Annotated in this window: 22 protein-coding genes; 15 read left to right on the top strand and 7 right to left on the bottom strand. The window is 73.7% G+C overall.

Annotated elements, in window-relative coordinates:
* Positions 1-151: 151 nt before the first annotated feature.
* The 3 genes from ACRAS8_RS14865 (at position 152) to ACRAS8_RS14855 (ending at position 2,814) form a co-directional block, all read left to right on the top strand.
* Positions 152-1,327: a CHAD domain-containing protein gene (locus ACRAS8_RS14865; protein WP_438486531.1), complete on the top strand. Its 1,176-nt coding sequence runs from the start codon at positions 152-154 to the stop codon at positions 1,325-1,327.
* A gap of 47 nt (positions 1,328-1,374) precedes the next feature.
* Positions 1,375-1,863, top strand: a complete 489-nt coding sequence (locus ACRAS8_RS14860; protein WP_438486530.1) for an NUDIX hydrolase — start codon at positions 1,375-1,377, stop codon at positions 1,861-1,863.
* Between the two features lie 75 nt (positions 1,864-1,938).
* Positions 1,939-2,814 (top strand): helix-turn-helix transcriptional regulator, encoded by an 876-nt coding sequence (locus ACRAS8_RS14855; RefSeq protein WP_438486529.1) that lies wholly within the window; start codon positions 1,939-1,941, stop codon positions 2,812-2,814.
* 76 nt (positions 2,815-2,890) lie between these two features.
* Here ACRAS8_RS14855 and ACRAS8_RS14850 read toward each other — a convergent pair whose 3' ends face one another.
* Positions 2,891-3,751, bottom strand: coding sequence for a class I SAM-dependent methyltransferase (locus ACRAS8_RS14850; RefSeq protein WP_438486528.1), 861 nt, complete (start codon positions 3,749-3,751; stop codon positions 2,891-2,893).
* Positions 3,752-3,946: 195 nt separating this feature from the next.
* Between ACRAS8_RS14850 and mshA the strand changes: the two genes are divergently transcribed.
* Together mshA and ACRAS8_RS14840 are read left to right on the top strand one after the other, a co-directional pair.
* On the top strand, positions 3,947-5,386 hold the full coding sequence (gene mshA / locus ACRAS8_RS14845; protein ID WP_438486527.1) for a D-inositol-3-phosphate glycosyltransferase: 1,440 nt from the start codon (positions 3,947-3,949) through the stop codon (positions 5,384-5,386).
* Positions 5,379-5,924: a YbjN domain-containing protein gene (locus ACRAS8_RS14840; RefSeq protein ID WP_438486526.1), complete on the top strand. Its 546-nt coding sequence runs from the start codon at positions 5,379-5,381 to the stop codon at positions 5,922-5,924. The genes mshA and ACRAS8_RS14840 overlap by 8 nt, the downstream gene beginning before the upstream one ends.
* A 44-nt stretch (positions 5,925-5,968) precedes the next feature.
* On the opposite strand, the gene ACRAS8_RS14835 is transcribed toward ACRAS8_RS14840, so the two are convergent.
* The gene (locus ACRAS8_RS14835) at positions 5,969-7,285 is read right to left on the bottom strand and encodes an MDR family MFS transporter (RefSeq protein WP_438486525.1); all 1,317 of its coding nucleotides are present in this window, start codon (positions 7,283-7,285) and stop codon (positions 5,969-5,971) included.
* Between the two features lie 280 nt (positions 7,286-7,565).
* Between ACRAS8_RS14835 and ACRAS8_RS14830 the strand changes: the two genes are divergently transcribed.
* Positions 7,566-8,327: a phosphoglyceromutase gene (locus ACRAS8_RS14830; RefSeq protein ID WP_438486524.1), complete on the top strand. Its 762-nt coding sequence runs from the start codon at positions 7,566-7,568 to the stop codon at positions 8,325-8,327.
* Between the two features lie 348 nt (positions 8,328-8,675).
* On the opposite strand, the gene phoU is transcribed toward ACRAS8_RS14830, so the two are convergent.
* Complete coding sequence (phoU, locus tag ACRAS8_RS14825; protein WP_438486523.1) at positions 8,676-9,353, bottom strand: phosphate signaling complex protein PhoU; 678 nt, start codon at positions 9,351-9,353, stop codon at positions 8,676-8,678.
* Between the two features lie 386 nt (positions 9,354-9,739).
* Here phoU and ACRAS8_RS14820 point away from each other — a divergent pair, with 386 nt between their 5' ends.
* Positions 9,740-11,008 (top strand): sensor histidine kinase, encoded by a 1,269-nt coding sequence (locus tag ACRAS8_RS14820; protein ID WP_438486522.1) that lies wholly within the window; start codon positions 9,740-9,742, stop codon positions 11,006-11,008.
* On the top strand, positions 11,005-11,688 hold the full coding sequence (locus ACRAS8_RS14815; RefSeq protein ID WP_438486521.1) for a response regulator: 684 nt from the start codon (positions 11,005-11,007) through the stop codon (positions 11,686-11,688). Before ACRAS8_RS14820 ends, ACRAS8_RS14815 begins: the two co-directional genes overlap by 4 nt.
* 74 nt (positions 11,689-11,762) lie before the next feature.
* Here the strand turns inward: ACRAS8_RS14815 and ACRAS8_RS14810 are convergent, their stop codons facing one another.
* Complete coding sequence (locus ACRAS8_RS14810) at positions 11,763-12,380, bottom strand: DUF461 domain-containing protein (protein ID WP_438486520.1); 618 nt, start codon at positions 12,378-12,380, stop codon at positions 11,763-11,765.
* Positions 12,381-12,514: 134 nt separating this feature from the next.
* Entirely contained in the window at positions 12,515-12,766 is a 252-nt protein-coding gene (locus ACRAS8_RS14805) for a hypothetical protein (RefSeq protein WP_438486519.1), read from the bottom strand.
* Positions 12,767-13,190: 424 nt separating this feature from the next.
* On the opposite strand from ACRAS8_RS14805, the gene ACRAS8_RS14800 reads away from it, so the two are divergent.
* The 7 genes from ACRAS8_RS14800 to ACRAS8_RS14770 all read left to right on the top strand — a co-directional run bounded on the left by ACRAS8_RS14800 (position 13,191) and on the right by ACRAS8_RS14770 (position 20,344).
* Entirely contained in the window at positions 13,191-13,673 is a 483-nt protein-coding gene (locus ACRAS8_RS14800; RefSeq protein ID WP_003953493.1) for a CarD family transcriptional regulator, read from the top strand.
* 443 nt (positions 13,674-14,116) lie between these two features.
* Positions 14,117-14,878 (top strand): 2-C-methyl-D-erythritol 4-phosphate cytidylyltransferase, encoded by a 762-nt coding sequence (gene ispD, locus ACRAS8_RS14795; RefSeq protein WP_438486518.1) that lies wholly within the window; start codon positions 14,117-14,119, stop codon positions 14,876-14,878.
* On the top strand, positions 14,865-15,395 hold the full coding sequence (gene ispF / locus ACRAS8_RS14790; protein WP_106731918.1) for a 2-C-methyl-D-erythritol 2,4-cyclodiphosphate synthase: 531 nt from the start codon (positions 14,865-14,867) through the stop codon (positions 15,393-15,395). Before ispD ends, ispF begins: the two co-directional genes overlap by 14 nt.
* 143 nt (positions 15,396-15,538) lie before the next feature.
* Entirely contained in the window at positions 15,539-15,943 is a 405-nt protein-coding gene (locus ACRAS8_RS14785) for a PPOX class F420-dependent oxidoreductase (protein WP_438486517.1), read from the top strand.
* A gap of 141 nt (positions 15,944-16,084) precedes the next feature.
* On the top strand, positions 16,085-17,482 hold the full coding sequence (gene cysS, locus ACRAS8_RS14780; protein WP_438486516.1) for a cysteine--tRNA ligase: 1,398 nt from the start codon (positions 16,085-16,087) through the stop codon (positions 17,480-17,482).
* 152 nt (positions 17,483-17,634) lie between these two features.
* The gene (rlmB, locus tag ACRAS8_RS14775) at positions 17,635-18,588 is read left to right on the top strand and encodes a 23S rRNA (guanosine(2251)-2'-O)-methyltransferase RlmB (protein WP_438486515.1); all 954 of its coding nucleotides are present in this window, start codon (positions 17,635-17,637) and stop codon (positions 18,586-18,588) included.
* Positions 18,589-18,754: 166 nt separating this feature from the next.
* Positions 18,755-20,344 (top strand): hypothetical protein, encoded by a 1,590-nt coding sequence (locus tag ACRAS8_RS14770; protein WP_438486514.1) that lies wholly within the window; start codon positions 18,755-18,757, stop codon positions 20,342-20,344.
* Positions 20,345-20,700: 356 nt separating this feature from the next.
* On the opposite strand, the gene ACRAS8_RS14765 is transcribed toward ACRAS8_RS14770, so the two are convergent.
* On the bottom strand, positions 20,701-21,429 hold the full coding sequence (locus tag ACRAS8_RS14765) for a nucleotidyltransferase family protein (RefSeq protein WP_438486513.1): 729 nt from the start codon (positions 21,427-21,429) through the stop codon (positions 20,701-20,703).
* A 29-nt stretch (positions 21,430-21,458) separates the two neighbouring features.
* On the bottom strand, positions 21,459-21,875 hold the full coding sequence (locus tag ACRAS8_RS14760) for a hypothetical protein (RefSeq protein ID WP_438486512.1): 417 nt from the start codon (positions 21,873-21,875) through the stop codon (positions 21,459-21,461).
* Positions 21,876-22,169: the final 294 nt, after the last annotated feature.

The raw sequence follows: 22,169 nt of genomic DNA, 5'->3' as shown, positions 1-22,169 counted from the left end.
GGGGCCGCGACCAGGTCTCCTCGGCACCGGCACGGGAATCGGAAGCGCAAGCGGAACCGGAACCGCGATCGGGACCGGAAGCGGAATCGGATACGAGCCCGGCCGCGCGCCGGGGGCCTGCGCCGCAGTGGTGGACGGGCCGGGGGACGGTGTGTACGGGGACGGGGCGTACGGGGCGGCGCTGCACGGGACGGACGGGGGTCCATACGGGGACCCCGGTCCTGGGCCCGGGCTCGCCGGGCGGACGGCCGAGGAGGTGCTGGCCGGGTATCTGCACCGGCAGTCCACGGACTTCCTGCGCAGTCTGCGACTCCACCGGGAGGCCGGGCCGGACGCGGCGGGCGCGGACGAGGCGGCCCGGCAGCTGCGCCGCGCCGCCCGCCGGATCAGCGCCACGCTCTACACCTTCCGCCCGCTGACCGACGAGCCCTGGGCCGATCAACTCCGCGCCGAACTGGGCTGGTTGAGCGGGGCGCTGGCCCGTGAGCAGGCGTGCACGGCGCGCCGCGACCGGCTGATGGCGGCGCTGCAGCGGCTGACCGGGCGGGGCGAGCGGAGCGAACGGCCGGCGGAGCGGGGCGGCCGGGGCGCCCGGGGCGGCGGCCGGAGCGCCCGGGACGCCCGCTCGGCCACGTCCCCCGGTGCAAGCACCGGCTCCACTGGAGCGGCTTACGCCGCGCCCCTTGCTGCCGTCGCCGAGCCGGACGAGGAGAGCGCGCTGGCCGTCGGCGCGGCGCGGGCCGGCGCGCTGCTCGACCGGCAGCTCACCCTCGCCCGTACGCGCGCCCACTCCGCCGCGCTCCAGGCGCTCGGCTCGTCCCGCTTCCACGCCGTCGCGGACGCGGTCGCGGTGCTGGCCTCCGAGGCGCCGCTGGCCCGCCGGGCCGCCGAGCTGTCCGCCGCGGACGCGCTGCCGCCGCTCGCCGAGCAGGCGCACCGCCGGCTCGCCGAGGCGGTCGCCGCCCTGCCGCTGGCCCGCGCCGGCCACCCGTACAACGCCGCCGCGCTCGCCGTGGACCAGGACCAGGACGTGCCCTGGCACCGGGTCCGGCAGCTGATCCGGCTGAGCCACTACGGCCAGGAGGTGGTCGCCCCGGACGCCCCCGACCCCCGGCTGACCGCGTCCGGTCGGGCCCTTGAGCAGCACCGCGACGCCGCCGAGGCCGCCGCCGCGGCCGCCGCCGCGGCCCGTACGCCCCGGATCGCGCCGGCCACCGCGTACGCACTGGGCGTGCTCCACGCCGACCAGCGGCACGAGGTCGAGGCGGCCCGCTACGCCTTCGGCCGGGCATGGCTGCCGGGCCCGTCCGCCGAGCGCTCCGGATGAACGAGGGAGCCGGGAGAGCCGAGGGAGCAGGGAGAACAGGGGGAACGATGGGCAGGACGACGGGCGGCAAGGACGGCGGAGCGGCCGCCGGCCGGACGCCGGCGATCGGACCGATCCGGGCGGCGGGCTGCGTACTGTGGCGCCCGGCACGCAGCGGCGACGGCATCGAGCTGGCCCTGGTGCACCGCCCGAAGTGGGACGACTGGTCGCACCCCAAGGGCAAGCTGAAGCCGCGGGAGGACGCGCGCCGGGGCGCGGTGCGCGAAGTGCTGGAGGAGACCGGTACCACCTGCGAGCCGGGCCCGGAACTCCCCACCGTCCGCTACGAGGTCGGCGGCCGGCCCAAGGAGGTCCGCTACTGGGCGGCCGAGGCCACCGGCGGCGGGTTCGTCCCCAACAAGGAGGTGGACCGCGTCCTGTGGCTGCCGCCCGCCGCGGCCCGCGCTCTGCTCACCCAGGAGCGCGACCGGGACCTGGTGACGGCGCTGCTCGGCGCGCTGCATGCCACCGGCCGGACCCCGGGCGGGGACGGCTGAGCGGGGACGGTTGAGCGGAGACGGCTGAGCGCCGTGCGGAATCCCGCCCTCCGCCGACCGGCGCATACTGGAGTGATGCTCCACGGGGAAATCGAGATCAGTGCCTTCCTCAAGGCGCGCCGTGCCGCGCTCGACCCGGCCGAGGTCGGCCTGCCCGACGGCTTCGGCCGCCGCCGGGTGCGCGGGCTGCGGCGCGAGGAGGTCGCCCGGCTCGCCGGCGTCAGCGTGGACTACTACACCCGGATCGAACAGGGCCGGGCGCCGGCCGTCTCCGACGCCGTCCTGGACGCCATCGCGCGGGCCCTGCGGCTGTCGGACGGCGAGGTGACGTACCTGCGGAACGTCGCGGTGCCGCGCCGCCGGACCGCCGCCGGCCCCGGCGGCTGCCGGCCGATGCCGGCGCAGACCGTACGGCCGGAGATCCGGCAGCTGATGGCGGCCATGGACCCGTGCGTCGCCGCCGTGCTGCTCGGCCGCGGCCTGGACATCCTGGCCTGGAACGACGCCGGCGGCCGGCTCTCCTTCGACCTCGGCGCGCTGCCGCCGGAGCGGCGGAACACCGCTCTGCTGGTCTTCCTCGAACCGGCGGCGCGGGAGCTGTACCCGGACTGGGAGCGGAAGGCCGAGGAGGTCGTCGGCAATCTGCGCGCCGACAGCGGCCGGCACCCGGACGACCCGCGGATCTGCGAGGTGGTGGGCGAACTCCTCGACCGCAGCCCGGAGTTCCGCCGGATGTGGGCGGCGCAGGGGGTGTACGAGTGCCTGCGCGGCACCAAGCGGATCCGGCACCCGGAGGCCGGGGAGCTGACCGTCTCCTTCGAGAGCTTCCGGCTGGCCGCCGACCCGGACCAGGTGCTGATGACGTACACCGCGCCGCCCGGCTCGCCCTCCGAGGCCCGGCTGCGCGCCCTGCCGGCCGCCACACCGGTCCCGGCGGGCAGCGCGTCCTAGGGGCGCGTTCGGCCCCTCCGGCCCCTCCGCGAAGTCCCGCCTGCCGTAAGGCCGTACGGCGGTACGGGCACCGGACTCAGGCCGCCGCGCCGCCGCGCGGGGCCACGGCCTCCCAGCGCACCGTGACCTCGCCCTGGCGCCGGCGGCGCGGGTCCCCGGCCAGCGGCCAGTCCGCGGCGAGGGCGGCGACGGCGGCGCGCCAGCGCTGACGGGCGCCCAGCGCGCCGAGCGGCGCGGCGCTGGCCCAGGCGCGGTCGAAGTCGCGCAGGAAGGCATGGACCGGCTCGCCCGGCACATTGCGGTGGATCAGCGCCTTGGGGAGCCGTTCGGCCAGGTCGGACGGGGTGTCGAGGGAGCCGAGCCGGGCCGCGAAGGTGACCGTGCGGGGGCCCTCGGGGCCCAGCGCGACCCAGACGTGGCGCCGCCCGATCTCGTCGCAGGTGCCCTCGACCAGCAGCCCGCCCGGCGCCAGCCGGGCACACAGCCGCGCCCAGACGGCGGCGACCTCGTCCTCGTCGTACTGGCGCAGCACGTTCGCGGCCCGGATGAGGACCGGGGCGCGGCCGGGCCCGCCGGGCAGCGGCACCTCGAAGCCGCCGTGGACGAAGTCCAGCCCGGCGCCGGCGTACGGCAGCGCGGCGGCGACCCGGGCCGGATCTATCTCGATGCCGACGACCCGGGCGTCCGGCCGCACCGTGCGCAGCCGCCCGAGCAGCTCCAGCGCGGTCCACGGGGCGGCGCCGTAGCCGAGGTCGACGGCCACCGGGTCGGGGGTGCGGCGCAGTTCCGCGGCGTGTTCGGCGGCGATCCAGCGGTCCATACGGCGCAGCCGGTTCGGGTTGGTGGTGCCGCGGGTGGCGTTTCCGACCGGCCGGGACGGCGCGGGGGCCGGGGCGACGGCGGTGCGGGAGGCGGAAACGGGGGAGCGGCGGGCCATGCATCGAGGGTATGGGGTCGCGGCGGAAGGGCCGTCCCGGTGCCCTGACCAGGGCCGCTCTCCGGCGCGGGATCACGCTTTGGCAAAGTACGAAGAAAGTTCGAAGGCGGCGGGCCGGACGGAAATGGATACCGGTCCGCCGTTGTTGCAGGGGACCGGAGGCGCACCGCCCGCCCGCCTAGGAGGTAGCTCGCAGTGAGCCAATATGTGCCCAGGCTCCGCAGCCGGCACGGGGGACCGGCCGCGCCGTCCAAGCGCGCGGGCGGCCAGTTCGCGGGCCCGGCGCGGCTGCGCCTGCCCGGAGGGGCCCGCCGCCCCCGCCGGGTGGCGATGCTCAGCGTGCACACCTCCCCGCTGCACCAGCCCGGCACCGGCGACGCCGGCGGGATGAACGTCTACATCGTCGAGCTGGCCCGCAAGCTCGCCGCGCTCGGCATCGAGGTGGAGATCTTCACCCGGGCCACCACCGCCGCGCTGCCGCCCAGCGTCGAGCTGGCCCCCGGCGTCCTGGTCCGGCACGTCGCCGCGGGCCCGTACGAGGGGCTGGCCAAGGAGGAGCTGCCGGCCCAGCTGTGCGCCTTCACCCACGGCGTGATGCAGGCATGGGCGGGCCACCGCCCCGGTTACTACGACCTCGTCCACTCCCACTACTGGCTCTCCGGCCATGTCGGCTGGCTGGCCGCGGAGCGCTGGCGGGTCCCCCTCGTACACGCCATGCACACCATGGCCAAGGTGAAGAACGCCGCGCTGGCCGCCGGCGACACCCCCGAGCCGCCCGCCCGCGTCATCGGCGAGACCCAGATCGTGGAGGCCGCCGACCGCCTGATAGCCAACACCGCCGAGGAGGCCGACGAGCTGGTCCGGCACTACGACGCCGACCCCGGCAAGGTCGCGGTGGTCCACCCCGGCGTCAATCTGGACCGCTTCCGGCCGCTGGCGGACGGCGCCGCGGAGTCCCTCGGGGCCGCCGGGGCCGCCGACGCCGTCGCGGTCAGCCGGGCCGCCGCCCGGGCCCGCCTCGGCCTGCCCCAGGACGCGGTCATACCGCTCTTCGCCGGCCGCATACAGCCGCTGAAGGCCCCCGACGTCCTGCTGCGCGCCACCGCCGCACTGGTCGACGGTGATCCGTCGCTGCGCTCCCGGCTGGTGGTCCCGGTGGTCGGCGGGCCCAGCGGCAGCGGCCTGGCCAAGCCGGAGGGCCTGCAGAAGCTGGCCGCCCGGCTGGGCATCGCCGATCTGGTGCGGTTCCACCCGCCGGTCGGCCAGGAGCAGCTCGCCGACTGGTACCGCGCCGCGTCCGTGCTGGTCATGCCCTCGTACAGCGAGTCCTTCGGGCTGGTGGCGATCGAGGCCCAGGCGTGCGGCACCCCGGTCGTCGCGGCCGCGGTCGGCGGCCTGCCGGTGGCCGTGCGGGACGGCGTCAGCGGCTTCCTGGTCGCCGGCCACGACCCGGCCGACTACGCCCGGGCGCTGCGCCGCTTCCTGGACGACCCGTCGCTGGCGGCCCGGATGGGCGGCGCCGCGGCCCGGCACGCCCAGTCCTTCGGCTGGGGCACCGCCGCCGCCGCGACCGCCGACGTCTACACCGCCGCGATGCAGGAGCGCCGCCGTCCCCTACGATCACTGCATGGCTGAGGAACGGCGGCCCTCCGGGGGCGAACGGCAGGCGGCGGACGCCGGTGCGGTCATCGAGCGCACCCTCAAGGACGCGGATCTGGAGTGGGAGTCGCCGGCCGCGGGCACCTACGTCGTCAAGCTGCCCGGCACCCGCAAGCTCTCCACCACCTGCTCGCTGATCGTCGGCCGCCACTCGCTCTCCATCAACGCCTTCGTCGTCCGCCGCCCGGACGAGAACCACGAGGCCGTCCACCGCTGGCTCCTGGAACGCAACACCCGCCTCTACGGCGTCGGTTACGCGCTCGACAAGCTCGGCGACATCTACCTCGTCGGCCGGCTCCCGCTGGCCGCCGTCACCCCCGCCGAGCTGGACCGGATCCTCGGCACCGTCCTGGAGAACGCCGACGGCAGCTTCAACACCCTCCTGGAGATGGGCTTCGCCTCGGCGATCCGCAAGGAGTACGCCTGGCGCGTCGCACGCGGCGAATCCACCCGCAACCTCGCCGCCTTCGAGCGCCTGACCCGGGACGCCGCGGAGGAACGGCCCGAGGACTGACGACCCGCGTCACGCACCGCAACTCCCGGTGGCCGGCGGCCACTTCACGACGTAGGCGTCGATGTCGATTTCGACGTGGGCGCCGACGCGGACGCCGACGACACGTCGCCCGCCCGCCCCGGCAGTCTCCGCAGCAGCAGCGCGTAGCCCGCCGCGGCCACCGTGCCGACCACCGCGCAGCCGGCCCAGAGGACGTCGGCGCCGTAGTGGTCGATGACCGTGCCGCCCAGCAGCGGAGCGGTCAGCGAGGCGACGGACCAGGACAGCGCGTACATCCCCTGGTAGCGGCCGCGGCCGTGCAGCGGCGACAGGCGGACCACCAGGCCCATCTGCGTAGGGGAGTTGATGATCTCGCCGAGGGTCCAGACGGCGACCGCGACCGCGTGCATGGCGACCGAGCCGGCCAGTGCCGTCATCCCGAAGCCGTAGCCGGCCAGCAGCGCCGAACCGACGAGCAGTACGGCCGGGCTGCGGTGCTCGATGAAGCGGGTGACCGGGATCTGCAGCAGCACGATCAGCACGCCGTTGGCCGCGATGACCACCCCGAAGTCGGCGCTGGAGAAGCCGTCCTGCCCCATCGTCACCGGCATCGAGACATACGCCTGCTGGAACAGCAGCGCCAGCAGGAGGTTGAGCCCGACGACGGTCATGAAGCGGCCGTCGCGCAGCACGGTCAGCATCGAGACGTGTGCGGCGCCGGCCGCCTCCGCCGGCGCGTCCGCCGCCCCGCCCGCCTCCGGCCGGGACTCCGGCAGCTTGAAGAACACCACCAGTGCGCAGGCCAGTACGAGCGTCGCCTCGCCCAGGAAGAGGGTCAGATAGCCGTGTTCGGCGATCAGGCCGGCGGCGGTGGAGGAGAAGGCGAAGCCGAGGTTGATCGCCCAGTAGTTCAGGGAGAAGGCGCGCACGCGATCCTTGGGGGCGACGATGTCCGCCATCATCGCCTGCACGGCCGGCCGCGAGGCGTTCGTCGCCATGCCGACCAGACCGGCCACCGCCGCGATCGCCACCGGATCGGTCATGAACCCCAGCAGCGCCACGGACGCCGCCGCGGACAGCTGCGCGATCAGCATCGTCGGCCGCCGCCCGAGCCGGTCGGTGAGCACCCCCGCGCCCACCGACGAGATCACCCCGCCCAGCCCGTACAGCGCCCCGACCAGGCCCGCGTACGAGGCGGAGTAGCCGCGCTCGACGGTGAGATAGAGGGCCAGGAACGTGGCGACGAACGCACCCAGCCGGTTGATCAGCGTGCTGGTCCACAGCCACCAGAACTGCCGGGGCAGACCGGAGACGCTCTCCACGGCGGCCCGCCGGATCCGGGACAGGCCCCCGGGCCGGGACTCGCTTGCGGGCGCGGACATGACATTTCCCCCTGGATGCCGGGCCGCGCCCGTCGGACGGACGGGCGGGCGTGCTGCGGTGACGGCGCCGGACGCACACAGTGCGACGCCGGACGGTGCGCTGCGCGGCGCTCCGCCGCGGTAAGTGGCGAAAGCGCCAGACGCACACTACAAACCGGGGGGTCGGCCAGCCACCCAATTGACGGGAAGCGTCAAACGTCACCGGCCGCCCCGCACCCCCGTCCGCGCAGGTGGCGGCCGCGCGGACGGACACCCTCCGGCGTCGATTACGCTCGACCGCATGGCCACCGCACCGTACAAGCTGATCCTGCTCCGCCACGGCGAGAGCGAGTGGAACGCGAAGAACCTGTTCACCGGCTGGGTGGACGTCAACCTCAACGAGAAGGGCGAGAAGGAGGCGGTCCGCGGCGGAGAGCTGCTCAAGGAGGCCGGCCTGCTCCCCGACGTCGTGCACACCTCCCTCCAGAAGCGCGCCATCCGCACCGCGCAGCTGGCCCTGGAGGCCGCCGACCGCCACTGGATCCCGGTCCACCGCACCTGGCGGCTGAACGAGCGCCACTACGGCGCGCTCCAGGGCAAGGACAAGGCGCAGACCCTGGCCGAGTTCGGCGAGGAGCAGTTCATGCTCTGGCGCCGCTCCTACGACACCCCGCCGCCCGCCCTGGAGGACGGCACCGAGTTCTCCCAGAGCGACGACCCGCGCTACGCCTCGATCCCGCCGGAGCTGCGCCCGCGGACCGAGTGCCTCAAGGACGTCGTCGTCCGCATGCTCCCGTACTGGTACGACGGCATCGTCCCGGACCTCGTCGCCGGCCGCACGGTGCTGGTCGCCGCCCACGGCAACAGCCTCCGCGCCCTGGTCAAGCACCTCGACCAGATCTCCGACGCGGACATCGCCGGCCTGAACATCCCCACCGGCATCCCGCTCTCCTACGAGCTCGACGCCGACTTCCGCCCCGTCAACCCCGGCGGCACCTACCTCGACCCGGAGGCTGCCAAGGCCGCCATCGAGGCCGTGAAGAACCAGGGCAAGAAGAAGTAACGCACGCCCCTGCCGGGGGAACGTGCCGCGGCCCCGGCCGACCGATCAGGGCGATCGGTCGGCCGGGGCCGCGTTGTCACCGGGCCGTCGGGCCGCGGTGGGAGCCGTTCGTCAGCAGCTGCCGCCGCACTGGCACGGGCCGCCCGACTGGCAGCCGCAGCCGCAGCCCGGCCCGCAACTGCATCCGCTGAGCAACGGGAGCAGCGGCCGACCGGCAGCCGTCGGCTCGGTCTGGGACGTGGGGTTCGGGGAGTCCGCCGTGAGTGCCATCTATTCGCCTCCTAGGGGTCACCTGGTGCCTATTGCAAGCCCGGGTGCACAGGCGCGTCAACGGCGCGTGGGCGCACGTTACGCGCCCTCCACCGTCGCCGACGGGGTGATCTCGTCCGCGTGCTCGCCGGTCACGAGGTAGACGACGCGCTTGGCCACGGACACCGCGTGGTCCGCGAACCGCTCGTAGTAACGGCCCAGCAGGGTCACGTCCACGGCCGTCTCGATGCCGTGCTTCCAGCGGTCGTCCATCAGGTGCTGGAAGAGCGTGCGGTGGAGCAGGTCCATGGCGTCGTCGTCCTGCTCCAGCTGCAGCGCGAGATCGACGTCCTTGGTGATGATGACCTCGCCGGCCTTGGCCATCAGGCGCTGCGCCAGCTGCCCCATCTCCAGGATGGTGGCGTGCAGATCGCGCGGCACCGCCCGTTCCGGGAAGCGCAGCCGGGCCAGCTTGGCGACGTGCTGGGCCAGGTCGCCGGAGCGCTCCAGGTCGGCGCTCATCCGCAGGGAGGTGACGACGATCCGCAGATCGGTGGCGACCGGCTGCTGGCGGGCGAGCAGGGTGATGGCCCGCGCCTCCAGGTCGCGCTGGAGGTCGTCGACCTTCTCGTCGGCGGCGATGACGTTTTCGGCCAGCTTCAGATCCGCGTCGAGTATCGCCGTGGTGGCGCGCCCGATCGCGGAGCCGACGAGCCGGGCCATCTCGACCAGGCCCTCGCTGATCGAGTCCAGCTCCTCGTGGTACGCGTCCCGCATCAGTGACCTTCTCTCGCTTCGATGGTTCCGAGTGCTTCCGGGGGTTCCGGTGATTCGGGGGGTTCGGAGGCTTTGTGGCTTGTGGGGTGGTGCGGTGCGGAGGGGGAGGCGGCCTTGCGCCCACGCTCCCACGGACCGGCCGCCGGCAGCTCCCGCACCCTCAATGTGCGGCCGGATCGCGACCTGCGGTCCCACCCGGGGTGAACCGCCACCGTCCTGAAGGTGAACTCTGGGAGTCGCCACCGAGGCCGCCAGGGCTCCCGCCCGGCCCGGCCGGCGCGATCGGTGAACCGTCCCCGACGTCCCGGTGAACTCTGGGCGAAGGGTGCCCGAGCAGCGGCTCCGAGCGCTGGGGGAGTGTCGGACCCGGCACATACTCTGGATTCATGAACGTGGACGCGGCCGTCGCCGCGATGGCAGCGATCGCCGGGCTCTGCACCGGCGTCTTCGCCATGCTGGCGTTCCGCTGGAGCGAGCGGGACCAGGCCAAGCCCACCCGTACGTCCCTGCACACCGAGGCGGTCCTGCCCCCCGGTGTCGACACCGTCCTGTCCGTGCTGCGCTCCTCCGCCGTCGTCCTCGACGAGGCCGACACGGTGGTCAAGGCCAGCTCCGCGGCGTACGCCCTCGGGCTGGTCCGCGGCGGCCGGCTCGCCGTCGAGCCGATGCTCCAGATGGCCCGCGACACCCGCCGGGACGGCGAGATACGCCAGGTGGAGCTCGATCTGCCCCGGCGCGGCACCGGCCGCGGCGACGCCCTCGCGGTCTCCGCCCGGGTCGCCCCGCTCGGCTCCCGGCTGGTCCTGCTGCTGGTCGAGGACCTCACCGAGGCCCGCCGCATCGAGGCGGTCCGCCGGGACTTCGTCGCCAACGTCAGCCATGAGCTCAAGACCCCCGTCGGCGCCCTCTCGCTCCTGTCGGAGGCCGTGATGGACGCCAGCGACGACCCCGAGGCCGTCACCCGCTTCGCCGGCCGCATGCAGAACGAGGCCACCCGCCTGACCAACCTCGTCCAGGAGCTCATCGACCTCTCCCGGGTGCAGAACGACGACCCGCTGGAGGACTCCGAGTCCGTCCCGGTCGACGAACTGGTCGCCGAGGCGGTCGACCGCTGCCGCCAGCAGGCGGGCACCAAGCAGATCACCATCGCCGCCGGAGGCACCGGCGATCTGACGGTCTGGGGCAACCGCGGCCAGCTCGCCGCCGCCCTGGGCAACCTCGTCGAGAACGCCGTCAACTACTCCCCGGCCCGCACCCGGGTCGGGATCGCGGGCCGCCGGGTCCCCGCGCCCGGCGGCGACCTGATCGAGATCGCGGTCACGGACCAGGGCATCGGGATATCCGAAAAGGACCGCGACCGCATCTTCGAGCGGTTCTACCGCGTGGACCCGGCGCGCTCCCGCGCCACCGGCGGGACCGGCCTCGGCCTCGCCATCGTCAAGCACGTGGCCGCCTCGCACGGCGGGGAGGTCACGGTGTGGAGCGCTGAGGGACAGGGCTCCACCTTCACCCTGCGTCTCCCGGAAGCCGGGGCCGTACGCACCCGCGAGCGGCGCCCGGACCTCACCGCCGAGGGCCTCGACGACGAGGACCGCTCCTACGAGACCTTCAACGACCCGCTCCCCGCTCACCCAGCCCCGGAGGTCCTTCCGTGACCCGAGTGCTCGTCGTCGAGGACGAGGAATCGTTCAGCGACGCACTGTCGTACATGCTCCGCAAGGAGGGCTTCGAGGTCGCCGTGGCGGCCACCGGCCCCGACGGCCTGGACGAGTTCGAGCGCAACGGCGCCGACCTCGTCCTGCTGGACCTGATGCTGCCGGGGCTGCCCGGCACCGAGGTCTGCCGCCAGCTGCGCGGCCGCTCCAACGTCCCGGTCATCATGGTGACCGCCAAGGACAGCGAGATCGACAAGGTCGTCGGTCTCGAAATAGGGGCCGACGACTACGTCACCAAGCCCTTCTCCTCGCGCGAACTGGTCGCCCGGATCCGCGCGGTGCTGCGGCGCCGCGGCGAGCCGGCGGAGGAGATCGCCCCGCAGGCCCTGGAGGCCGGCCCGGTCCGGATGGACGTGGACCGCCATGTCGTCACGGTCTCCGGCGGCAAGGTGGACCTGCCGCTCAAGGAGTTCGACCTCCTGGAGATGCTGCTGCGCAACGCCGGCCGGGTGCTGACCCGCATGCAGCTGATCGACCGCGTCTGGGGCGCCGACTACGTGGGCGACACCAAGACCCTCGACGTCCATGTGAAGCGGCTGCGCGCCAAGATCGAGCCCGACCCGGGCGCCCCGCGCTATCTGGTGACGGTCCGCGGCCTGGGGTACAAGTTCGAGCCGTAGGCCGCCACCGCGACCGGTGTGCGTGAAGGGGTGCCCCTCCGGCCGGAGGGGCACCCCTTCACGTGGTGCGTGCGTCAGTGCCCGGCGTGCGCCGACTCCGAGGACGAGGCGGAGCCCGACGGGGAGGCGGAGCCCGACGGGCTGCCCGACTCCGAGGGCTTGCTGCTCGCGGAGCTGGACGGCTGCGGCGTCACCGACGGACCGTAGCTCTCGAAGATGTTCTTCGCCGGGACGACGAAGGCGCTCAGCTTCACCTTGCCGGTGGAGCTGAAGGTGAAGGTCAGCGGCTGGGCGTTGCCGTCCTGGACGGCCTCCCGGCCGCTCTCCAGAAGGGCGCTGGCGTTGCCCTTGCCGCCGATCACGACGGACCCGCCGGCCGGCACGGTGATCTTGCCGGGCGACAGCTTGGCGGACTGGCCGGTGCCGTCGAGTGCGATCCCGGTCAACTGCTGGTCCTTGTCACCGGAGTTGAACACCGTCGCGGTGATCGCGGCCGGCCCCTTGGCGTTGACGTCGGGCTGGGTGACGACGTTGGCGTTCTGGACCTTGATGGCGCCGACGCTGATCTCGGCGTTGTCCGGCTTGACCCCCAGCGTCTGGGCGTCGTTCCCGGCCGCGCACGCGGACAGGGTGGCGATCGAGAGCGAGAGGACGGTGGCGGCGAGGACGCCGCGTCGAAGGCTGCGGCTCACGGCGGCGGCATCTCCTTGACGAGCTACGGCGGCCGAACTTGCGTGCCCGGTCGCGGATGGACGGCTGGGGCGGGCCCTGCGTGCGCGTCATGGCGACGGGCACGTAAAGCCGCCCTAAGGGTTGGTCAGCGCCGCTAGGTTACCGAGCCGTCCTCGCGGTCCCGCACCCGACCCGCCCCCTGCGCGATCACGCCCCCGCCGCCCGGCCCGGCGCGCCCGCGGCGGGGCACCGGGCGGACGGTCCGAACCCCGGCACGCGATTTCCGGAGCGCGAACCCGAACCCGTCCCCGATCCCGGTCCCGTTCTCGGCGTCGTTCCCGGCGTCGATCTCGTCCCGGAACTCGTCGCGGATCCCGCCGTCGATCTCCGGAGAACTGGGAGGCATATTCGGCACGCGGCTGTTCGAGTGGTGGCCAGGGTGTTTCCCCTCGTGAAAAGCGGTATTCACAAGGAATGCACATGCCGCCCGAAATTGATCACGCACCGGCGCGCGGGAGTGTTGATCAATTCCGGGAATCGCGCCCGAGTCGCCCCAAGCGTCCGAACGGAGTAGCGGAACTCGCTCATGTGGATCGGTGCAAATCGGGACGTTCGGCTCATTGATCATTGGGATTCCGGTGTGCGGCGGGCGGCATTCCGGGTGCCCGAGAAGCGCCTCCGACCTGCGAATACCTGTGCCGCGAGCCCCTTCGCAGCACGTCACGGGCGCTGTTGTCAAGCCCCGAGATATGCCCTGACCTGCGAAAACGCCATTCAGAACGGCCCGTTCCCGTGTTAGCATGGATAGCCACGGAAGGGGTACCTGTCACATGACGTTCAAGGTTGGCGACACCGTGGTCTATCCCCATCACGGGGCCGCGCTGATCGAGGCCATCGAAACTCGCCAGATCAAAGGCGTGGACAAGACCTACTTGGTGCTGAAGGTCGCCCAGGGCGACTTGACTGTTCGTGTGCCAGCGGACAACGCGGAGTTCGTCGGCGTACGCGATGTGGTTGGTCAGGACGGGCTGGACCGGGTCTTCGAGGTGCTGCGCGCACCGTATGCCGAGGAGCCGACGAACTGGTCCCGTCGCTACAAGGCAAATCTTGAGAAGCTCGCCTCCGGTGACGTGATCAAGGTCGCCGAGGTCGTGCGCGACCTGTGGCGGCGGGAGCGTGAACGCGGTCTCTCCGCCGGTGAGAAGCGGATGCTCGCCAAGGCCCGCCAGATCCTGGTGAGCGAACTCGCCCTCGCGGAGAACACCAACGAGGACAAGGCCGAGGCCCTGCTCGACGAGGTCCTCGCGTCCTGACGACGCGCACGCCGACTGCGGCGAGCCGCTGACTCCGACGAGCCACAGCGACGACGCAGCGGCAACGCAGCAATGCCGCGGTGCCCGAGTGACGACCGCCTCCCGAACGGGCGGGTCTGTTGCCGGGCGCTGCGGCATATCTGCGGCGCGGAACATCTCCGGGGCGGTATCTGCGGGTGGTGCGGGAGAAGGCCGGACACCGAGCCGGCGGCAGCTTCGTCTTCGTCGTTGAAGCTCGCTGAAGCCCGCCGGACCCTCCCCGGACTCGACGAGCGGGGAAGCCTTGGGTGGCGTGCCGGGCTCGGGCTGCTGCCCCGACCGGCGTCACGGAAGGGTTCCGGTCAAGGCGTAACGCCCGGCACTCCCCAGGCCATACCCACCTCGCCCGAGGAAACAAACCTGTCTGCCCCAATTCCGGGCTCGCCCGGACTCCGGAGCCATCGATGTCAGATCCTTCTTCCCCGGCCCGTACCACCCCGGCGCGTACCGCGGCGGTCATCCCGGCCGCCGGCCGCGGTGTCCGGCTCGGTCCCGGCACCCCCAAGGCCCTGCGCACCCTCGGCGGCACCCCGATGCTGGTCCACGCGGTCCGCGCGATGGCCGCCTCGCGTGCCGTCACGCACCTCGTGGTGGTCGCCCCGCCGGACGGCGCCGACGAGGTGCGTCACCTGCTCGACGCCCACCCGCTCGCCGACCGCACCGAGCTGACCGTCGTCCCCGGCGGCGCCACCCGCCAGGAGTCGGTCCGGCTCGGGCTCGCCGCGCTGCCGGACGGCATCGACGTGGTGCTGGTCCACGACGCGGCCCGCCCGCTGGTGCCGGTCGAGACCGTGGACGCGGTCATCGAGGCGGTCCGCGCCGGCGCCCCGGCGGTGGTCCCCGCGCTGCCGCTGGCCGACACCGTCAAACAGGTCGAACCGCGTCCCCAGGGCACCCCGGAGCCGGTGGTCGGCACCCCGGAGCGCTCGCAGCTGCGCGCCGTGCAGACCCCGCAGGGCTTCGACCTGCCGACGCTGCTGAAGGCGCACCAGGCCGTCGTGGAGGGCGAGGGCGCCACCGACGACGCCGGACTGGTGGAGCGGCTCGGGGAGCCGGTGGTGCTCGTCCCGGGCCACGAGGAGGCGTTCAAGGTGACCCGGCCGCTGGACCTCGTCCTGGCCGAGGCCGTACTCGCCCGGAGGAGGGCCACCGATGGCTATGTCTGACCCGTCCGCGCAGCCCGTTCCCGCGCTGCCCGGCATCCCCCTCGTCGGGGTCGGCACCGACGTGCACGCCTTCGAGCAGGGGCGCGAGCTGTGGTGCGCCGGGCTGCTCTGGGACGCCGCGGAGAGCGACGGCTACGGCCTGGCCGGGCACAGCGACGGCGACGTGGCCGCGCACGCCGCCTGCGACGCGCTGTTCTCCGCGGCCGGCATCGGCGACCTCGGCGCGCACTTCGGCACCTCCCGCCCGGAGTGGTCCGGCGCCTCCGGGGTGACGCTGCTGGCCGAGGCGGCACGGATCGTCCGGGCCGAGGGCTTCGCCATCGGCAACGTCGCGGTGCAGGTCATCGGCGTCCGCCCGAAGGTCGGCAAGCGCCGGGCCGAGGCACAGCGGGCGCTGTCGGCGGCCGTCGGGGCGCCGGTCTCGGTCTCCGGCACCACGACGGACGGACTGGGGCTGACCGGCCGCGCCGAGGGGCTGGCCGCGATCGCCACCGCCCTGGTGGTGCGCACCGCCTGAGGGAGCCGAGCGGGCCGGAACGGTGCGTTCCGCCAATTGGCCGCAGAGCGCGGGAATGCCGGGCGCCACAAGGGAGTTGGAGGGGAAAACGGGTACTCGTCTCCATCGGAAGCCATCGGTTCGGCCCCCGGGAAGGATCCTTCGTGACTGCAACGCTCTCCGACAAGCTCAAGGAGCTGCTCGACTCCCCGGTCTTCGTGACCGTGGGGACGATCCAGCCGGACGGCAGCCCCCAGCTCTCCCCGGTCTGGGTGAAGCGGGACGGCGACGACCTGCTGTTCTCGACGACCGTCGGCCGGCGCAAGGAGCAGAACATCCGCCGGGACCCCCGGGTCTCGGTCGTCCTCCAGCCCTTCGACGCGCCGTACAGCTACGCCGAGATCCGCGGCGAGGCCACCCTCAGCACCGAGGGCGGCCAGGAGCTGATCGACGAGCTGTCGCTGAAGTACACCGGCAAGCGCTACGCCGAGTTCAACCCGGCCTCGGCCGATGACGATCAGCGCGTCGTGGTCCGGATCACCCCGCGGAAGGTGGTCGGCCGCGTCTGAGCCCGGGCCCCGGGCGGCGTCACCCCGCCGCCCGGGAGGAAACCGTACGAATCAGCCGGCGGACCAGGCGGCCGCGACGCTTCCGTGTCCCCGTGTTCCACAGGGCACGGGGCACCGCCGCGTTCCGACTACCCTGGTCCCGTGACAATTCGCCTGTACGACACCAGCGCCCGGAAGATTCGCGATTTCACCCCGCTCCGGCCGGGCTGTGTCTCGATCTACCTCTGTGGTGCGACCGTGCAGGCCGCTCCGCACATCGGGCACATCCGGTCCGGACTCAACTTCGACATCATGCGCCGCTGGTTCGCCCACCGCGGCTACGACGTGACGTTCGTCCGCAACGTCACCGACATCGACGACAAGATCATCCAGAAGTCGGCCGAGCAGGGCCGCCCGTGGTGGTCGATCGGCTACGAGAACGAGGTCGCCTTCAACGCGGCCTACGACGCCCTCGGCTGCCTGCGCCCCACCTACGAACCGCGCGCCACCGGCCACATCCCCGAGATGATCGAGATGATGCGCGGCCTGATCGAGCGCGGCCACGCCTACGCCGCCGACGGCAACGTCTACTTCGACGTGCGCTCCTTCCCGGAGTATCTCCAGCTCTCCAACCAGGAGTTGGCCAATCTCCTCCAGCCGTCCGGCGAGGGCGAGACCGGCAAGCGGGACCCGCGCGACTTCGCCATGTGGAAGGCGGCCAAGGAGGGCGAGCCCAGCTGGGAGACCCCCTGGGGCCGCGGCCGCCCCGGCTGGCACCTGGAGTGCTCGGCGATGGCCCACAAGTACCTGGGCGCCGCCTTCGACATCCACGGCGGCGGCGTCGACCTCGTCTTCCCGCACCACGAGAACGAGATCGCGCAGGCCAAGGCGTACGGCGACGACTTCGCCCGGTACTGGTCGCACAACGCCTGGGTGACCATGAGCGGCGAGAAGATGTCCAAGTCGCTGGGCAACTCCGTGCTGGTCTCGGAGATGGTCAAGCGCTGGCGGCCGATCGTGCTGCGCTACTACCTCGGCACCCCGCACTACCGCTCGATGATCGAGTACAGCGAGGAGGCGCTGCGCGAGGCCGAGTCGGCGTTCGCCCGGATCGAGGGCTTCGTCCAGCGCGTCGTGGAACTGGCCGGGAAAGCCGTCGAGCCCGCGGCCGACGTGCCGCCGGCCTTCGCCGAGGCGATGGACGACGACCTGGGCGTCCCGCAGGCGCTGGCGATCGTCCACACCACCGTCCGGCAGGGCAACTCCGCGCTGACCGCCGACGACAAGGAGGCCGCGGTGGCCCGGCTCGCCGAGGTGCGGGCGATGCTCGGGGTGCTCGGCCTGGACCCGCTCGACGAGCGCTGGTCGGGCGGCGGCGCGGACCGCGGCGCCGACCTGCACGGCGTCGTGGACTCCCTCGTCCGCCTCGTCCTGGAGCAGCGGCAGAGCGCCCGGGCCCGCAAGGACTACGCCACCGCCGACGCCATCCGCGACCAGCTCCAGCAGTCCGGCCTCAGCATCGAGGACACCCCGTCCGGCCCCCGCTGGTCGCTGTCCTGAACCCGGGCCCGGGGCCCGCCCCGGGGACCGGCCGCACCCCCGGCCACCAGCCGGATTCGCCCTTCCCGGTGGCCGCGGGCGACACTCAATCCATACGTACGTACCCACTCCACGTCGCGAGACGTCGAGAGCAGTGAAGAAACAGGTGACCCATGGCCGGCAACAGCCAGCGCAGGAACCGCCGCACGTCGAACAAGAAGGGCGCTCAGGTCGGCAGTGGCGGTAAGCGGCGCCGGTCCCTGGAGGGCAAGGGCCCGACCCCGCCCGCGTCCGCCCGCAAGGGGCACGTCAAGAACCGCCTCGCCAACGCCAAGGCCAAGCAGGCCGCGAACCGCCGGCCTGCCCCGCGGCGCGGCGGCGCCAAGGGCACCGCGGAGCTGGTCGTGGGCCGCAACCCGGTCGTCGAGGCGCTGCGCGAGGGCGTCCCCGCGACCACCCTGTACGTGCAGCAGTTCATCGACAACGACGAGCGGGTCCGCGAGGCGCTCCAGCTCGCCACCGAGCTCGGACTGAACCTCCTGGAGGCGCCGCGCGCCGAGCTGGACCGGATGACGAACGGTCTCAACCACCAGGGCCTGGTCGCCCAGATCCCGCCGTACGACTACGCGCACCCCGAGGACCTCTCCGCCGCCGCCTTCGACGCCGGCGAGGACCCGCTGATCGTCGCGCTGGACGGCGTGACCGACCCGCGCAACCTCGGCGCCGTCGTCCGCTCCGTCTCGGCCTTCGGCGGCCACGGCGTGGTCGTGCCGGAGCGCCGGGCCGCCGGGATGACAGCCGGCGCCTGGAAGACCTCCGCGGGCACCGCGGCCCGTACGCCGGTCGCCCGGGCCACCAACCTGACCCGGGCCCTGGAGACGTACCAGAAGGCCGGGATGACGGTGGTCGGCCTGGCCGCGGACGGCGAGGTGGAGCTGCAGGACCTTCAGGCCCTGGACGGCCCGGTCGTGATCGTCGTCGGCAGCGAGGGCAAGGGCCTGTCGCGGCTGGTCGGCGAGACCTGCGACCTGCGCGTGCGGATTCCGATGCCGGGCGGCGCGGAGTCGCTGAACGCCGGTGTCGCGGCCGGCGTGGTCCTGTGGGAGGCGGCGCGCCGCCGCGGCTGACCGAGGCCGCCGGGCGTACCCGGCCGCTGCCCTGGGGCCGGGCGCCCGGCCCCAGGGGCACAGCATGACGCTCCGTGCGTCCCCGCCGTATCACGTGATCTTTTGACGGGTCTCGGACAGATCGGGCCGGTCAAGGCAGTGTCTTAACCGCGGGTCACTCGGTTAGATGAGCGTGGACACCAGAACACCCCGCACGCCTACGGGGGGACGCTCGTCGTCGACCTTCGACGACGAGCCGGTCCTGAGCTCGGTCAAGGTGCCGTGCGATCCCGCGCAGGTCATCGTCAACCACGCCAGCTTCCGCGTACAGCTCGCCGCTCCCGTGGCCGCCGGCGCCCTGGCCGAGACCACGCGCGTCCCCGCCCTCAGGGGATCGCCGCCCAGACGCCGCACGCCCGTGGTCTGGAGCGGCCGTACCGAACCGGGCGGCACCGCCGGCGCCACCACCCAGCTCCTGCACGCGGTGCGCGACGCCAGCCAGGGCCAGGGCCTGGACCGCGGCCCGGCCGAGGACGTCGGCACGACCCAGGTCCTGCCCCGGGTCCGGCTCGGCGACGCCCCCGCCCCCGCCTCCACCGTCGTCGGCCAGCGCGGCCCCGTCGACGACGAGGACACCCTGCCGCGCGGCACCCGCGCCGTCTCCGCCCGGCTCCCCGGCCAGCGGTACGGCGCGGAGGGCCGGGCCGACGACCGGTTCGAGGACCGCGAGCCCTACGACCCCGCGGCCCGGCGCCGCGGCGGCGACGCCGTCCGGCACGCGTACTACCCCGGCCGCCGGATGAACCTCGGCGTCGTCCTCCTCCCGCTGCGGATCTTCCTCGGACTGATCTCCGTCTACGCCGGCATGGGCAAGCTGTGCGACCCCGTCTACTTCGACGGCGGCCAGCGCGGCTCGATGGTCACCTGGCTGCTCTCCCTCCACCCCTGGGAACTGACCGTTCCGCTCCGGGACTTCGCGGTCGCGCACCCGGTCGGCGCCGGCCTGACGGTGGCCTTCCTCCAGGTCGTGGTGGGTGTGCTGACCATCTGCGGACTGTGGCAGCGGGTCGCCGCCATGTTCGGCGCGCTGCTCTCCGCGGCGCTGCTGATGACCGTCAGCTGGCGCACCGTCCCCGCCTACGACGCCCCCGACATCATCTACCTCGCCGCCTGGAGCCCGTTGATCATCGCGGGCGCTCCGGTCTACTCCATGGACGCCCGGCTGGCCGGCGAGGCGTGGCGGCGGCTGGGCCCGCGCGTCGAGGTCGGCGCGCTGCGCCGCCGGGTGCTGCGCCGCGGCGCCGTGATGACCGCGGTGGTGGCCGGTCTGACCCTGCTCATCGGCTCCCTGCTGGGCGGCGCCGTACGGACCGCGCGGGTGCCGACGGTGCCCCGGCCCGGTGAGCCCGCGATCAACAACCTCCCCGGCTCCCCGCTGCCGCACCCCGGCCACCACGCCCCCCGCCCCGGCCACCGTCTCCCCGGCCGCCCCGGCGGGCCGGCCACGGGCGCCTCCCACAAGCCGCACCGGCCCGGCACGCCGTCGGCCTCGTCCGCGGGCACCCCGTCGACGGGCGGCCGCACCGGCGGCTCGGCCCGCCGGCCCGGCGCGACGACCAGCGCCTCGCAGCAGTCGGCGCCGACCCGGTCCCCCGGCCGCACCCAGTCGCCGGCCGGCTCGGGCGGCACCGGCGGCGGCACGACCGGCAGCTCCAGCTCCGGCTCCCCAGGCGGCGACTCCGGCCACGGCAGCACCCTCGGCGGCCTGCTGGGCTGACCCGCCGGGCACACTGCACCGCACCGCACCTTCCGTCCCCGATCTCCCAACTCCCGCAGGGCCACCGGCCGCAGGGGGCGGGGGTCGGGGACGGCGGCGTTGGGGGCGGTTGCCATCAGGGGCGGGGAGGAGGGGGAGAGGGGCGTGCGGCGCCCGTTGACGGGGCCGGGCCGAGCCGCGTCGGGCCGAGTCGAGTCGAGTCGAGTCGAGCCGGGTGGGCAGGGCGCGGCGGAGCCAGGGCGGCAGGTGGGTTGTCGCGTTGTCGCCAGCGGGAACGGCAGCGGCTACGCGGGCCGGGGGCTACGCGGGCCGTCAGCGGCGCTTCTACGGCGCTTCTACGGCGCTGCTACGGCCTCTCAACGGCCGTGTGCGGCCAGCTCCTTGGCGGCCTCGGAGAGGTCCTTGGCGGTGTCGATGGCGCGCCAGTAGGCCCCCTGGGGGAGCGGGTAGCCGGCCAGCCGGCGTTCCCGGGCCAGGCGCGGGAAGGTGGTGCGCTCGTGATCGCCCCGGGTGGGCAGCAGCGCGGTGAACGCCGGGGCGAAGACATAGACGCCGGCGTTGATCAGATACGGGGAGGGCGGGGCCTCGATGAAGTCCAGGACGTGCCCGAAGGCGTCGGTTTCGACGGCGCCCCAGGGGATGCGCGGACGGGCCAGCGCCAGAGTGGCCACGGCGTCGCGCTCCTCGTGGAAGGCGGCCATCTCGCGGAGCGGGAAACGGGTCCAGATGTCGCCGTTGGTGGCGTACCAGGGCTCGTCCGGGCGGGCCAGGGAGCCGGCGGCGTGCTTCAGGCCGCCGCCGCGGCCCAGCGGCTCGGTCTCGACAACGGTCGTGACACGCAAGGGGAGTTGGGCCCGGTCCAGCCATTCCTGGAGGACTTCGGCGAGGTGCCCGCAGGAGATGACGACGTCGGTGACGCCCTCCTCGGCGAGCCAGTTCAGCTGATGGCCGATGATCGGGGTTCCGGTGCCGGGAATCTCGACCATCGGCTTGGGGCGGTCGTCGGTGTACGGGCGGAGACGGGAGCCCTGGCCGCCGGCCAGGACCACGGCCTGTGTGGGGTGGGGATGCGGGGCGCCGGTCATGGTCGCACCCTAAGCGGTGCGAGCAACGGTCACTGGCCGGCGGCCACACCGGAGGCGAAGGAGGTGTCGCAGACCGGGCGGGAGAACTCCTGGGCGCGGTGTGCGGCACCGTACTTGGCGACCGCGGCGCGGCCGAGGGCACGGGCGATGGAGGCGCAGTGCTTGGCCAGCGACGGCCGGGCGGTGGTGGCCTCCTGGAGGTGCGTCAGGGCGACGCCGGGGTCCTTCTCCTGGAGTTCCACGAGGAGGCGGTCCCTGAGGACGTCCTGGGCGGCGCGGGGGCCGGCTTTGGTGGAGACCTTGCCGGAGGACGCGGTGAGCACCTGCGACTCGGTGGTCTTCGCGGCCCACGGGACGCGGGTGACCGCGAGGGTCCCGGAGAGCACGAGGACGACGGGCAGGACGAGGGCGAGAGTTCGGCCGATACGGCGGGCTGCGGAGTTCACGGTCGAGATGGTAGCGACGAGTGATGATTTGGCGACATTTCGTCACCTTATCGGGGGACGGAATGGCTCGTCGGTGCGGTTGCTGTGTTGACGCACTGGTCCGAAAAGCCGTTTCCGGGGCGGGGTGTGCCGGGACCGGCGGGGCGTCCGCGGTGGGTGCGGCGAGAGGGCCGTCGCCCCGCTCCCGGGCTTGCGGGAGCGGGACTCCCGAGGGGCCGCACGGCCCGGAGCCGGCCCTGAGGCGATGCGCCGACGGCCCGGCGGCAGTGCGGGGCCCGCAGTACCCCACACGGC

This window comes from Streptomyces sp. S186, from assembly GCF_051603415.1.
GTDB lineage: Bacteria > Actinomycetota > Actinomycetes > Streptomycetales > Streptomycetaceae > Streptomyces.
Note: the sequence above shows the minus strand (reverse complement) of the source record. Positions and strands in the feature narration are given on the sequence as shown.

Excerpts from the sequence above, each read along its gene's own strand:
- ACRAS8_RS14820 (WP_438486522.1), top strand. The coding sequence starts at position 9,740 with ATGAACGTGGACGCGGCCGTCGCCGCGATGGCAGCGATCGCCGGGCTC.
- ACRAS8_RS14805 (WP_438486519.1), bottom strand. The coding sequence starts at position 12,766 with ATGCCTCCCAGTTCTCCGGAGATCGACGGCGGGATCCGCGACGAGTTC.
- rlmB (WP_438486515.1), top strand. The coding sequence starts at position 17,635 with ATGGCCGGCAACAGCCAGCGCAGGAACCGCCGCACGTCGAACAAGAAG.
- ACRAS8_RS14800 (WP_003953493.1), top strand. The coding sequence starts at position 13,191 with ATGACGTTCAAGGTTGGCGACACCGTGGTCTATCCCCATCACGGGGCC.
- ispD (WP_438486518.1), top strand. The coding sequence starts at position 14,117 with ATGTCAGATCCTTCTTCCCCGGCCCGTACCACCCCGGCGCGTACCGCG.
- ACRAS8_RS14840 (WP_438486526.1), top strand. The coding sequence starts at position 5,379 with ATGGCTGAGGAACGGCGGCCCTCCGGGGGCGAACGGCAGGCGGCGGAC.
- ACRAS8_RS14855 (WP_438486529.1), top strand. The coding sequence starts at position 1,939 with ATGCTCCACGGGGAAATCGAGATCAGTGCCTTCCTCAAGGCGCGCCGT.
- phoU (WP_438486523.1), bottom strand. The coding sequence starts at position 9,353 with ATGCGGGACGCGTACCACGAGGAGCTGGACTCGATCAGCGAGGGCCTG.
- ACRAS8_RS14830 (WP_438486524.1), top strand. The coding sequence starts at position 7,566 with ATGGCCACCGCACCGTACAAGCTGATCCTGCTCCGCCACGGCGAGAGC.
- ACRAS8_RS14770 (WP_438486514.1), top strand. The coding sequence starts at position 18,755 with ATGAGCGTGGACACCAGAACACCCCGCACGCCTACGGGGGGACGCTCG.
- ispF (WP_106731918.1), top strand. The coding sequence starts at position 14,865 with ATGGCTATGTCTGACCCGTCCGCGCAGCCCGTTCCCGCGCTGCCCGGC.
- ACRAS8_RS14835 (WP_438486525.1), bottom strand. The coding sequence starts at position 7,285 with ATGTCCGCGCCCGCAAGCGAGTCCCGGCCCGGGGGCCTGTCCCGGATC.
- ACRAS8_RS14860 (WP_438486530.1), top strand. The coding sequence starts at position 1,375 with ATGGGCAGGACGACGGGCGGCAAGGACGGCGGAGCGGCCGCCGGCCGG.
- ACRAS8_RS14850 (WP_438486528.1), bottom strand. The coding sequence starts at position 3,751 with ATGGCCCGCCGCTCCCCCGTTTCCGCCTCCCGCACCGCCGTCGCCCCG.
- ACRAS8_RS14765 (WP_438486513.1), bottom strand. The coding sequence starts at position 21,429 with ATGACCGGCGCCCCGCATCCCCACCCCACACAGGCCGTGGTCCTGGCC.